Origin of the sequence: Pseudomonas sp. UV AK001 (genome assembly GCF_046097675.1) — a bacterium.
Taxonomy (GTDB): Bacteria; Pseudomonadota; Gammaproteobacteria; order Pseudomonadales; family Pseudomonadaceae; genus Aquipseudomonas; species Aquipseudomonas kribbensis.
This window is the reverse complement of record NZ_JBJUVZ010000001.1, coordinates 178516-192295: the sequence shown is the minus strand read 5'-3', so window position 1 is coordinate 192295 and position 13780 is coordinate 178516. Positions and strand designations below refer to the sequence as shown.

At 58.4% G+C, this 13780-nt stretch carries 7 protein-coding genes; 2 read left to right on the top strand and 5 right to left on the bottom strand.

Annotated features, from left to right (window positions below):
- Positions 1 to 40 precede the first annotated feature (40 nt).
- The 5 genes from ACKLNA_RS00875 to ACKLNA_RS00855 all read right to left on the bottom strand — a co-directional run bounded on the left by ACKLNA_RS00875 (position 41) and on the right by ACKLNA_RS00855 (position 5661).
- On the bottom strand, positions 41 to 2464 hold the full coding sequence (locus ACKLNA_RS00875; RefSeq protein WP_408984569.1) for a TonB-dependent siderophore receptor: 2424 nt from the start codon (positions 2462 to 2464) through the stop codon (positions 41 to 43).
- A gap of 98 nt (positions 2465 to 2562) precedes the next feature.
- Complete coding sequence (locus tag ACKLNA_RS00870) at positions 2563 to 3546, bottom strand: FecR family protein (RefSeq protein WP_408984568.1); 984 nt, start codon at positions 3544 to 3546, stop codon at positions 2563 to 2565.
- A gap of 40 nt (positions 3547 to 3586) precedes the next feature.
- Complete coding sequence (locus tag ACKLNA_RS00865) at positions 3587 to 4087, bottom strand: sigma-70 family RNA polymerase sigma factor (protein WP_045121794.1); 501 nt, start codon at positions 4085 to 4087, stop codon at positions 3587 to 3589.
- A gap of 99 nt (positions 4088 to 4186) precedes the next feature.
- The gene (locus ACKLNA_RS00860; RefSeq protein ID WP_408984567.1) at positions 4187 to 5239 is read right to left on the bottom strand and encodes a hypothetical protein; all 1053 of its coding nucleotides are present in this window, start codon (positions 5237 to 5239) and stop codon (positions 4187 to 4189) included.
- Positions 5236 to 5661 (bottom strand): ACT domain-containing protein, encoded by a 426-nt coding sequence (locus ACKLNA_RS00855; protein WP_408984566.1) that lies wholly within the window; start codon positions 5659 to 5661, stop codon positions 5236 to 5238. Before ACKLNA_RS00855 ends, ACKLNA_RS00860 begins: the two co-directional genes overlap by 4 nt.
- 371 nt (positions 5662 to 6032) lie before the next feature.
- Between ACKLNA_RS00855 and ACKLNA_RS00850 the strand changes: the two genes are divergently transcribed.
- Both ACKLNA_RS00850 and ACKLNA_RS00845 read left to right on the top strand, forming a co-directional pair.
- Positions 6033 to 9485 carry an amino acid adenylation domain-containing protein gene (locus ACKLNA_RS00850; protein ID WP_408984565.1) on the top strand — a complete coding sequence of 1151 codons (3453 nt, stop codon included), beginning with the start codon at positions 6033 to 6035 and terminating at the stop codon, positions 9483 to 9485.
- Between the two features lie 90 nt (positions 9486 to 9575).
- Positions 9576 to 13748: a non-ribosomal peptide synthetase gene (locus tag ACKLNA_RS00845; RefSeq protein ID WP_408984564.1), complete on the top strand. Its 4173-nt coding sequence runs from the start codon at positions 9576 to 9578 to the stop codon at positions 13746 to 13748.
- The last annotated feature ends 32 nt before the right edge of the window (positions 13749 to 13780 follow it).

Genomic DNA, 13780 nt, shown 5'->3' with positions numbered 1-13780 from the left:
CGGCTCGTTCCCGCGCCGTGCGGGAACGAACCGTGCGGGGTCAGAAACCGACGCTGGCCTGCACGAAGAACGTACGCGGCGCGCCGACATACATCCCCGAGTTGTTGTCGCTGGAGCGGGTGAAGTACTGCTTGTCGAAGATGTTTTTCACCCCGGCGCCGAGCTTCAGGTTCGACAGCTGTGCACCGAAGTCATAGCCGCCGCGCACGTTCCAGGTCACGTAGCCCGGGATGTCGCCGTACTGACCGTCCGCCGTGCCTTCGGTGATGTAGTTGTTGCTGAAGCTGCCATCGGCATTCACGCCGGTGCCCGGTGAACGCTGCTTGGACTGGGCGAAACCATCGATGTTGTAAGTCCAGCGGTTGATGTCGTAACGCAGGCCGACGGTCGCCACCTGACGCGAATAGAACGGCAGGTCGCGGCCCTTGAAGCCTGGAATCTCGCCTTCATAGGTCGCGCGGGTGTAGGTGAAACCGGCGTTGGCGGTCAGGCCATCGAGACGCGGATCGAGCGCCGCCATGTCGTAGTGCACCGAAGCCTCGATACCCTGGTGCTTGGTGGCGCCGAGGTTGGTCCAGCCCACATCGTTGCTGATGTATTGCAGTTCGTCGTCGAAGTCGATGTAGAACAGCGTCACTTCACCGCCCCACACGTCATCGTTGTAGCGGGTGCCGATCTCGTAGGTTTTGGCCTTTTCCGGCTCCAGGCCATTGGCGGTCTGGTCACCCGAGCCGCCCTGCCCCAGCTGGAAATACTGCAGGCTGCCGAACGAGGTTTCGTAGTTGGCAAACAGCTTCCACGCATCCGACAGGTGATACATCACGCTCAGCGCCGGCAGCGGTTCGTTGCTCTCGATGCTGCGGTTTTTCTCCGGCACGCGTTTGCCGGCGGTGTCGAGTACGGCGCGGTCGTGCCAGTCGGTGTTGATGTGCTCGAAGCGAATGCCCGGGGTGATGGTCCATTTGCCGACGTCGATCTTGTTGTCGACGTAGACCGAGTTGGCCTCGGTGCCGCCGGTACGGTCCTGGAACACGTGGCCGTCGGAAGTCTTGGTGACCACCGGCTCATTGTTGACCAGCGCCAGACGGCTCGACTGCTCGTGCATGGCCTCCTTCAGGTAGCGATAACCGACACTGACTTCCTGAGTGGTCGGGCCGACATCGAATACCCGCGAGACACGTGGCTCGATACCCAGCGTGTAGTAGGAGCGCGGATACGAGCTCAGGGTTTTCTGGTCGCGGGCGGCGATGGTGCTGCCACGGAAGCTGTCGGTGTAATAGGTCAGCACTTCGGCCTGAGTGCGCTCGTCGATCTGGCGGATCCACTTGAACGACACATCCTTGCGGCGGCCGCTGAAGTTGTCGTAGTCGCGTACCGAATCGTACGGTTTGTCGTCGTACTGTTTCTGCGTCAGGCCGCCGGGCATGTCGGCGCTGGCATCGTAGTAATGGAAATTGAGGCTGAAATCGTCCTGATCGGTCGGCGCCCAGTGGGTCTTGAGCAGCACGTCGTCGATGTCGTTGCCGTTGTTGCGCTCGCGGTAACCGTTGCCGTTGACGCCGGAGTACAACAGCGCGACGCCCATGCCATTGTCGGCGGTGCCGCCAAGGAACGCGGTATCGATGTGTTTCCAGCCGCCATAACGGGTGGTTTCCAGGGTGGTTCCGATTTCACCGGTGGCTTTTTCCGGGATGGCACGGGTCACGAAGTTGATCACGCCGCCGACGTTCTGTGGCCCGTAACGCACGGAGCCGGCGCCGCGCACGACGTCGATGCTGTCGAGGTTGCCGGAGGAAATCGGTGCCATCGACAGTTGTGGCTGACCATACGGCGCGAACGCAGCCGGCACGCCGTCGATCAGCACGGTGGAGCGCGGCGACAGACGCGAAGTCAGGCCACGTACGCCGACGTTCAGCGAGATGTCGCTGCCGCCGGTGCCGTTGGAGTCCTGCACCTGCACGCCCGGCACACGCTTGAGGACATCGCTGACGTTCATCGCGCCCTGCTCGACCATGGCTTCGCGGCGAATCACCGTGCGCGCGCCCGGGTGGTTCTGTACCACGGCGGCATCGGCGTCGCCGAGCCAGTCACCGACCACTTTGATGTCGGTCACGCCCAGTTCCAGCGGGCCGTTGGCGGCTGCGGTCGGCGCTGGCGACAGGGTCACCGAGCCTTCATTGATCTGATAGTTCAGGCCGCTGCCCTGCAACAACTGGCGCAGCGCGTCCTCCGGCGAAAGATTGCCATCGACCGCCGGGGCCTGTTTGCCGGCGACCAGGTCCGGGCTGAAAAACACTTGCAGCGAGGTTTGCTGACCCAGTTCGCTCAGCGCCTGGCCCAGTGGCTGCGCGCGGATATGAATGGCGTCGGCGGCGAATGCCAGCGGCATCGCAGTGTTGACCGCCAGCGCAAGCGCCAGCGGCAACCAGGGGGATTTTTTGTTGTTGGCAGTGGTGTTTTTCACGTCGTACGGAGTCCTGTGGATCGCAAGAGTGTGCGGCTGTTAATGCAAACCAGTTGCAGTTGAACAGGAAGACGACGAACTCGAAAAAAACCTGAATTTTATTTTGAAATTATTTCCTGACTGCCGTCGGCGTGGGTCCGCACGGCCACCGGAAGGATGCTCGGCAAGGCCTTGAGCAAGGCGTCGGTGTTGTCGGATTTGAACACGCTGGTCAGGCGCAGACTGGCCACGGCCGGGTTGGCGACGGTCAACGGCTTGTCGCGGTATCGAGACACTTCTTCGACCACTTCGCTGAGACTGGCGTTGTTGAACACCAGTTTGCCGCTGCGCCACGCCGTCAGCTCCGCCGGGTTGACCGCGTAAGCCTGAGCCACAACGCCATGGGCGTCGACATGGGTGCCGAGGCCGGCCGTCAGGTTGATGAACTCGTTGTCTGGCGCATGCCGCCCCTGCACCTTGACCGTACCCTGCTCCACGGCGACCCGGGTTTGCGTCACGTCACGGCGCACATCGAAGCGCGTGCCAGTGACCGTGACCTTGCCGCTGCCGGCCTCGACCACGAACGGTCGCGAAGTGTCGTGCTCGACGCTGAACATCGCTTCGCCTTCGGTCAACTCGATCAGGCGCCGATCCTTCTCGAATCGCACCTGCAGACGGCTGCGGCTGTTGAGGTCGATCACCGAGCCGTCCGGCAATGCCACATGCCTGCGCTCGCCCAGCGCGGTGACGAATTCGGCGCTGTAACCCGCTGGGTGATTCAAGCCACTGAACAGACCGAGCCCGAGGGCCACCGCGACCACACTGGCCGCCACTGCATAACGCAGCAGCGGACGACGTTCGCGACGCGCTGGCGGAGTGTCGCACAGAGCCTTGAGCCGTGGCGCCGGCAGCAGATCCGCCGCTGTCCACAGGCCTTGCAGCAACTGGAATTCATCACGGTGCTGCGGATGTTCGTTCAGCCAGGTTTCGAAGTTCCGATATTGTTCGGCGTCGACAGCAGGCTCCTGCAAACGCACAAACCAGCGTGCCGCCTCATCGCGCACCGTTGTTTGCCCGCACGCGCAATCACGAGTATCCATCATGGAATGTCCTGTTTGGCTGGGGATGAAAAGACGCCGCGGCTCATGATTGCGCCCCGTCCAGGCGATCACGCAGATGCCGCAGGGTGCGGATCATATACTTTTCCACCATGTTCTTGGACAGGCCCAGGCGCTCGGCGATTTCCGCCTGGGTCAGGCCTTCGATCTTCTGCCAGACGAAAATCCGCCGGCAGTTGACCGGCAACTCGGTGAGCGCCCGTTCGATGGAATCGGCCAGCTGGATCGCATGCATGTAATGCTCCGGGTCGCCGGTCGGCGACTCACTGAGATCGATCGCCTCCGACTCCATGGCACCCCGCCGGTCCTCACGCCGATAGCCGTCCACCGCGATGTTGCGCGCCGTCTGGTGCAAATACGCCCGGGGTTGCTGCACCGCCGACGAATCGGATTCGAGCACCCGCACAAAGGTGTCGTGCGCCAGATCCTCGGCCTGCGAGCGATTGCGCAGGCGACGGGTCCAGGTGCCGATCAACTCTTCGTAATGCTCGAGAAAGCCGGGTCTGCGGGGCAGCATGGGGATCATTGCGGCGTGCTGAGGAAAGGGGAGCGAATGGTAATACTTCCCATTAAGGCGAAGCAATGGATTCCTCGGAGCGTCAACGATGTGAATCATGAAGACTCATCATTGAAACGTTTCAGGCACCCTCCGGCATTGCGCATAGATCGCTTGCAACTCAAAGGGCACGACCTGCTCACCCAAGAGACCAGGCAATACACTCGACTTCCATTGATTGACCAGCTCGTCGCCATTGACTCCCGCCTCAAGGCACGCCAAACCCAGTGACTCCAGTTCCTGGTAGCAGGCACTGAATACATCCGTCATGGCGCGCAACTCGAAATCGAGTTTGCCAGTGACCTGATTAATGGACAGCGCTCCCGCCTCGCGTAACCTCACCCACAGGTAAGCGCCGCCCCAGGCATCATTATCACTGTTCAGATCTGCGTGCGACGTATTGGCGTCATAGCCTTTTCGGGCATACCAGAAAATACGATTCAAAAAGATGAACAGAACAAGTTCCGGAAACTCTCTGGCGCTCTCGACAAGTTGCAAATCCGCCCAGAGCTCTCCAACAATGGCAAGATTCCCGCCACTGACGCGTAACGACTTGTCTTTCGACGGAACAACTCGCCACACCCCCACGCGATGACACATTTCATGTAACAGGGAATACAGACAGACGACTTCCTCCAAACAATCCGAAAAACCGTCTTCGAACATTTTATTTACATTACCCGAACCCACCAGCCGCAATATCGGCGCATGCACTTGTTTAAAAATCCGCGTCGATACTTCTACCAGCTCAAAACCAAAAATATGCTGTTCTTCCTCACTGCGAAGTCCGGCACCAAAAGGAAAATAGAGAAATACATTATTAAACAAGGCTATCTCGTAATCGGCCTCGACAATACGCACTGGAAAGTGCTCGGGCCATTTCACTTTTTCACCCACATTGCAGCGTTGGGAAACTCTGGCAAGTAAGGTGTCGGCACTCAGGCGGCGAGCCAGCCAGGCTTGCATCCGCTCTTCCAGATCCACGCGCCTGGCCAATGTCGCCCGCACATGAACATTGCGGTCTTTGGTGAAGCTGTATCGTCCGTCCAGGAACACAGGCTCCGCCGCGCGGATCTTCTCGCCCAGTTGCGCCAGATCGTCTAATGAGAATACGCGGCTCACGGTCTGCTCCTGGTCAGCCCGGCAGGCTGGATAATGGTGTTGCCCGCAGCACTCAAGGCATCCTTGGCCTTGACCAGCGACTCATCCTTGATGAAAAACAAGTCTCCGGCGAAGGTCGAGATCGTCAACAGGCTGATACCGGCCCCGGCCAGCACATGGCTGACAAAGGCAATCAGACCTACCACATCGGCCGGGTGCTCACTGACTACTTCGAGGCACCGCCAGGTGAGGCTGGCCTGATCGATTTCACAACCCGTGACTTGAAGATCACTTCTGCAAATAAGGGTAATTTCATTCGGCGCAATCGACAGGGACAGAACATCCTTGCTCGCTGACAGACAAGCGATATCCGGAATCCCTTTAAGCCTGTATACCGAATACAGAGATTCATGCACTTTGAAAACCAATTCAAAACCGGCCATATCCTTCCACCACCAAGACACTCTCTGCACAACTCTTATGTTATGCAAAGGCATTGAGTTTAAACCCGGAAAGTCACTATTTATCCTTGCCAACCCCAACAGACTGCTGGCGCACAAACACTATTGTCAAGCCATATCAAAAATGAATAACCCACAGAAAACTGGATATTTTTCTTCCTCGTTATTTTCATATAGCTTGGCCGCCAATTGAAAAAATCGTTTATCTGCAGTCGAATCAACCGCAGTGACTACTTGGCCTGAATCACATTGAAGACTGTTCGCCAATAGCGCGACTACAGCAGTCTTCCTTGCTACTGGGCGCTGAAAAAAACAACAGCATCACATGGATTTGAATAAGAGAGGCCCAGGGTATGTTCAACGAATGTTTACATGACTTTCTGACTGCACGAGTGGCGTTGGCGCCTGAGGCGACAGCGGCTGTTTTCAATGACTCACTGTTGACCAATGCCCAATTGGAGAAACGGGCCGAACAGATTGCGCGCAGCCTGCTTGGCAAGGGCCTATCCCCCGGCAGCCGAATCGCAATCCAGGTGCCGCGCTCGCTGGACATGCTGGCAGGTGTCATCGGCATTCTGAAGGCCGGCTGTACCTGTGTTCCCATCGACCCGGAAGATACCGACGAGCGTCGGGCCGCCATCCTCGACCACTGTGATGCCCAGGCGCTGGTCGTCGAACAGGCGAGCGCAAACGTTGAAGGTGCCTGGAGCGGTGTCACGCTAACCCTTGATCACCTGCTTGACTCGCCGCCCATCTCTGGCGCGCAAAGCCTGCCGACGGTAAGCGCCGATCACCTGGCCTTTGTGTTCTACACCTCGGGTTCTACCGGGCAACCCAAAGGCGTCATGCTGTCCCATCGCGCCTTGGTCAGCGGTCAGCGTTGGTTGCAGACGCGATTCCCGCTGAACGAGAACGACCGCCAGTTGCTGCGCACGACCCTGAGCGTCACCAACCTTGTCCGGGAAATTTTCTGGCCCCTGCTTTCAGGTTGCGTGATTGTCGTGTTGCCGCCCGGCGAGCACAGAAGCCCGTCGAAACTGGTCCAAACCATCAACCAGAGCCGTATTTCGGTATTCCTGGCGGTGCCGGCACTGTTGGCGGGCATGATCGAAGAGCCGGAATTCAAGCAGAATCGCTCGCTGCGCTATGTGTTCAGCAGCAGCGATGTGATGCCGGGCGATCTGCCTTCAAGGTTTTTCGCCTGTGATATCCCGGCCCGACTGTTCAATCTCTACGGCCTCACCGAAGCGCTGTACAGCTGCCATTGGGAATGCCTGCCCGAACAGCAATATGCCGGTTTTGTCCCTGTCGGTTTCCCGGCGGAACTGACGCCTGTCATCGTCGATGAATCGCTGCGTAAAGTCGCCGAGGATCAACCCGGTGAGTTGCTGATTACCGGTGTCGGTATCGCAGACGGTTATTTCAAGCAGCCCGAACTCACTCGCGAGCGCTTTGTACAGACGCCTTATGGAATGGCGTTCCGCACCGGGGATATCGCCAGACAAGGCGCGGATGGCCGGATCGACCTGCTGGGACGAATCGACGATCAGTTGAAAGTCGCCGGCTATCGTGTGGAGCCCGGTGAAATCGAGGCTCAACTGAACCGTTGCCCTGGCGTTAAAGAAGCGGTGGTGGTGGGTATCCGCTCGCCAAGCGGCAATACTCGCCTGTCGGCCTATCTGACCGTCGAGGCCGGCATTGAGCCGAGTGCTGCGCAACTTCGCGCCAGTCTGGCCAACCGCCTGCCCGACTACATGCTGCCCGCCAGATTCCTGATCGTGAATGCCATTCCCTATACCGACAACGGCAAGGTCGATCGCAAGTCGCTGCGCGATTCGCGCTCTCGGGAGCTGGAACTGTCGGAAGACAACACGCGGCCCACGACCGACACCCAGGCACGGATTGCGGCGCTGTGGGAAGAAGTGTTGGGGATGAAGAACATCGGCATTCACGACAACTTTTTCTCCCTGGGGGGGGACTCCATACAGGGCTTCCTGATCAGTGCAAAGGCACGTCAGATCGGTATAAAACTGTCGGCCACGCAAGTGTTTGAAACACCCACAGTGGCGGAAATGGCCGTGCATGTGGAGTGCCGTAGCCTGGATGAGCCGTCAGTCGGTGCCCGCTCCCCGGCGGCGAACGACACCGCGTTCGTACCCGATGACGCCGTACGTAAAGTCATGGCGGCGCATGGCGCTCAATCCTGCTCTGCACTGACGGACATGCAAAAAGGGATGCTGTTCCACTCCCTGCTCGACCCTGACTCGGGCGTTTATTTCGAGCAATTCATCTATCACCTCGAAGGTAGCGTGGTTGAGCTTTCATTGCGAAAGGCATGGGAGCAGGTGGTCCAGCGCCACGAAATCCTCCGCACTGCGGTGGTCACTGACGGCCTGCGGGAACCTCTGCAATTCATTCACGAACACGCATCGCTGGACTGGACCTCACTGGATCTTTCCGGTGTCGCACCAGACCAGGTGCCATCGTCCATCGAGGCCTATCTGAACGAGGACCGGCGACGCGGCTTCGTGTACGAGCGGGCACCGCTGTTCCGACTGACATTGATTACGCTGGGCAACCAGCAATACAAGCTGGTCATGAGTTATCACCACCTGATTCTGGACGCCTGGTCGCTGTTCATTCTGCTCAGTGATTCTTTGGAGTTTTACCGAGCCGAGCTTGATGGGACACCACCTGCACTGGCCCCGGCCAGACCGTTCAGGGACTACGTGAGCGCACTGACGCAAGAAGATGTGGATGCCGCGCAGGCGTACTGGAAAAATCGCCTCAAGGATTTCAACACACCGACCATCATCAGCCAGGCCGAGAAGCTGAACCTCTCCGCCAGTGCTCAAGAGCTCCATGCCGAAGCCCGCCTGGACATGACCGAACTGGAAACCGAACGCCTGCAAGCCTTCGGCAGACAGCATCAATTGACCCTGAACACTCTGGTGCAGGGCGCCTGGGCGCTGGTGCTGGCCAAGTTCAGTCAGCAGCGCGATATCTGCTTCGGCATCACCATCACTCATCGTCCGGTGGATCTGGCCGGGGTGCAGGATATGGTGGGCATTTTCATCAACAGCTTGCCGATGCGCCTCAACATCACGCCACAAGCCACGCTGGATCAGTGGCTTCAAGAGGTGCAAGCCGTCCAGGTCGGAGCCCGTGCCTATGAGCACTATCCGTTGCCACTGGTCCAGGCCGGGGCCGAGGTCGCCAGCGATCAACCCCTGTTCGAAACCCTGCTGATTTTCGAAAACTTTCCGCGCACGTCCGACTGGCGTGCAAAAAAAGGTATCAAGATCCGCCAGGAACGTTACGTCGGCTGGACCAACTATCCCTTTGCAATCGAGGCAATGCCCGAAGAGACGCTGTACTTCCAGGTCAAGTACGACAAGGGTTTCTTCAGTCCGGCCAAGGTCAACGAAGTGCTGGAGGATTTCCGTTCGATCCTCAATGCGATCAGCATGGACACCCTCAAAACCCTGGGGGAACTGGTTGGCCAACTGAACCGGACCACAGCATCCGAAAACCCTGGCCACGGCACCTATACCCGTGGTCACGCATCGCTGCCAGTCCAGCCCACCGGCGCCAGCGGTCAAGCGCAAGAGCGACTGGCCGGCATCTGGCAACAAGCCCTGGCGTTGGATCAAATCGACGTGTTCACACCGTTCCTGGCCTTGGGTGGCAACTCGCTGCTGGCGTTGCAAGTGTATGCGCGGTCGCGAATGGAAGGGTTCGACTTCGAGCTCAAGGATCTGCTGAGCGACAACGGAACGATCGAGCATCTGGCTTCTTTTTTCTGAAAAGCCGAAATGCCCGGTCGCCCTTCCTGGAGGGGCGACCGGGCACTTGATGCAGCAGTGAGTGCGCAATAACAGGGAAGTCCAAGAAACATGTCGCTAAACCCGAATATTCAGATTGATTTGCCTGATAACGCTCAAGCGAAATCGATAGAGGACTTGCTATGGTCCTTGGCCGAAAAAGGCATCGCGGTCAATAAACGGCGAGGTGACCTGGCATTCGACATCCCCTCCCCTTGCCCGTCTGAAACATTGATCGCTCAGGTAAACAGTGTCGCGCCTCAAGCGCTGGCGTGCATCAATCGCAACCCGGGCGTCCTGGTCGTCGATACGGAAAAACAACCCGACAACGTGGTTTTTCCCATGACGGATTTGCAGACGGCCTACCTTGTCGGCGAATCGGAACTCGATACATTGAGCACCGCCGCGTTTGTCACCCAAGGCTACAAAGTCACCGGACTGAATCTCGAACGGCTGACACGGACCGTCAACACACTGCTGGTCAGGCACCCGATGCTGAGGGTCAAGGCCTCGCTTGAACGGGGTGGCCAATCGATCAATCAGACGCCGGATCCCTGGCTTCCGATCCATGAGTGTTTTTCTGACCCGGCCGAGGCACTCGAAAGGTACAAGGCCTTGCTCGACTCACCGCAGACACTGCTTCCCGACCTGTCACAAGGTCCGCAGCTGGGCTGTATCGTGATCGACAACGGCAGCTTCCACTACTTGATCCTCAGCACTCGCCTGTTCGTACTGGACGCGCGATCTATCACCCTGATCTACCGTGACTTTACGACGCTCTATAAAGCAGACAACGGCGTCCAGGCGCAGGCACACAGTCTGTATCCATCATTTATCAAGGCTTTGACGCACTACCGGCACAGCCAGCAGTATCGAAACGCGATCGCCTACTGGACACGACGACTGGGAGAACTTCCCGGTGGGCCGCAGCTACCTGCGAGTCGCGACGCTCACCCGTCGCAGCCTCATCGCTCCTCGTTCAAGCGGATCACCCACCGGCTGGAACCTGAGTCATGGCAGAGGCTCCAGGCCTGCGCTCGGCAATACAATCTGACGACCAATGCCGTGCTATGCACGCTCTATGGGCAAGTCCTGAAAAGGTGGTCAGAGTGTGATCATTTCTGCCTGACTGTCCTGGTCAGCGCTCGACCGCAGATCATCTGCGACGAGCCCATTCATGAGCAACTGGGTAATTTCGGCTCGACCTTGTTGCTGGAAATGAAACCGCAAGGCGACACCTTCCTGGCGTGTGCGAAAGCGGTACACGCACAACTTGTATGCGACCTTCAGCACAGCATGGTGTCCGCTACCCAGGTGGCCCATCGCATGCGCAAGTCCGACAGCGATGCGGGTCTGAGCAACATCCCTTATGTCTTCGCTTCAGGACTCGATACCCAGGGACAGGACAGCCCTCCCCAACGCATAGATCTCCCTGGCTGGGAACTGGACAGCAAGTCGATGCACACCCCGCAGGTCATTCTCGACCATCAAGTGTTCGAGGATGCGGGCCACCTGGTCACACAGTTCGATTACGTGGCGGCGGCCTTCCCTGCGCACCTGATCGAAGAGCTGGTACTCACTCACCAGCATATGCTCAAGCACCTGGCCGGATGCGCAGAACACTGGCTCACGCCCTGGGAAATACCTCTGGACACAGCGCTTGTCCTGGGTCGGCGGAGCGCCAACGACACCACCGTTGCCTTTAACGAAAACGGCCTGTTCGACCTGGCCAATCAGCACATCAAATCGTTGCCTGACCAGTGTGCAATCGTCAGCGGCGAGACACAAATGACCTATGGCGAGCTGGGCGCCCGGGTGAACGTACTTGCGGCGGCCATCACAGACGCCGACAAAAGCGAGCAGGTGTCCGAAGTCGTCGGCATTCTTGCAGGCAAGTCGCCGGCGCAATACACGGCGGCGCTGGCCGTTATCCAGGCGGGCAAGGCGTATCTGCCGCTGCACATTGACTGGCCGATCCAGCGCATCAAAGCAGTTCTGGAAAAGAGCCGGGTCAATACCTTGATGCTGGATGCCAGGGGTTTGGCAAAACTGGCGGGAGAACCCGGCGAGCTCAAACTGATCGACATCGAACCCGACAGCGCTGCACTGGCCACCAGTACCTTGCGCCAGCCGGACGCTCAAGCGCTTGCCTATGTCATCTATACATCGGGCTCCACCGGTTCGCCCAAAGGCGTCGCGATCAGACACGGCGCAGTGCAAAACACGATTTTCTCCATGATTCGTCGATTCGGACTGTCGAGCAGCGACCGCATCCTTTCACTGTCCGAATTGAACTTCGACCTGTCGGTGTTTGACTTGCTGGGCGGCATCGCCACAGGCGCGACGATTGTCCTGCCCCCCGCCATCGCCCAACGCGACCCGCAGACGTGGAGTCAGTGCCTGACCCGATCCGGGGTCACCGTGTGGAACACCGTCCCGGCGCTTCTGGAAATGTTGCTTGATCACCTTGGCGATCAGGCAGCCCAGGCCATGGCATCCTTGCGACTCGTCCTGTTGAGCGGCGACTGGATACCCCTGTCACTGCCCCGGCGCCTGAAAGAGTGCTGCCCGCAGGTGCGCCTGATTGCGCTCGGTGGAGCGACCGAAGCGTCAATCTGGTCCAACTATTACGAAGTCGGTGAAGTCCGTCGCGACTGGAGAAGCATTCCGTATGGCTACCCGCTGGACAACCAGACCTTCGATGTTCTGAGCCGTGACCTGCAGCACCAGCCCAACTGGGTGCCAGGCGAGCTGTACATTGGCGGCGCAGGTGTTGCTGCCGGCTACCATCACGACCCGGAATTGTCAGCGCAAAGCTTTATTGTTCAGCCTGACGGATCCCGCCTGTACCGAACGGGGGATTACGGTTGTTACTGGCCCGATGGAACCCTGGAGTTTCTCGGACGTCGGGACAGCCAGGCCAAAGTGCGGGGCTATCGGGTCGATCTGTCCGAGGTTGAAAAATACCTGACGCAGACAAAGGGCGTCACCGCAGCCGCCTGCCTGCTCATTGGCGAAAATGCCGGCAAACGTCTGGCTGCCGCCATCGTCATCGATCCGGACACCTTTGAGGGCATGGACGCGCTGCGCTCATCACTCAGCGACAACCTTGCGCTTTACAGTCTTCCCGAGCAGATTCGCTGTATCGATGCCATGCCCCTGACAGCCAATCAGAAGCGCGACACGGCCGCATTGGCGGCGCTCCTTCTGCCCACCTGCAGCGCGCTCGTCGAGGATGAAGGCACTCACAGCGAAATCGAACGTGCACTGGCCCGACTGTGGAACGAAGCGGGTTCCATCAGCGTTTCTGCGGTGGACATGGATTTCTTCGCCGCTGGAGGCACCTCGTTATCCGCAATCAGGTTGATTCGCCAGATCAATGACCGATACGACGTCAATCTGTCACTGGCCAACTTCTTTGAATACGCAACGATCGCCAGACAAGCCAGCCTGATTGGCAGCCTGACAGCGCGAGCAGCCGTTTCAAGTTCTTTTGTCCGGCTCAGAAAAGGTGAGGAACATACAACGCCCCTGGTACTGATCCATCCAGTGGGTGGTCACCTGGTTTCCTATCAGCCGCTGATCAATGCGCTCTCGATGAAGTTCGACATCTATGGCCTCCAGTGCCCTGCCATCGAGCAGATTCCAGACACCCTGGAGGCACTTGCGCGTCACTATCTCGATCAGCTTTCAGCAGAAATCGATATTCAACGCACCTATCTCGTTGGCTGGTCCATGGGCGGAATCATCGCCACTGAGATGGCCAGACAAGCTGCACGTCTGGGGCATTCACCGCGCAAGTTGTTTGTCATCGACAGTTACGCCGCCGACAACCGGCAAGTTTCCGGTTACCTGCAATGTGATTCGATCCACGGCTTCTTCAATGACTATTTGCAAGGAGCGGTGAGCGGTGAAAACCCTGTTTTGCCTTCAGACAATTTCGATTCCGCTTATCACCGACTGGCAGATGAGCATCCGGAACTGGGAAAGGTCGGGCATCGCGAACTTTTCAACTTGTACCGCATTTATGAAGCGCTGTATCAGCGGCTGCTGGCCTATGTCCCACCTTCAGCGATGGCGATCAATTGCCAACTGTTTCGTGCGGCCAATGCCCATTCGCAGCGCTTTTCTCATCTGGCGCCCTACGGTTCGAGCCTCGACCCGAAACCCGTGATTTTGAGCGGCGATCACTACTCACTGATGAACCCGGTGAATGTTCATCAGGTCGTGCAATTCATCGAATAAAACCTAAGCCCTCGTTGAAACAATCCATCAAA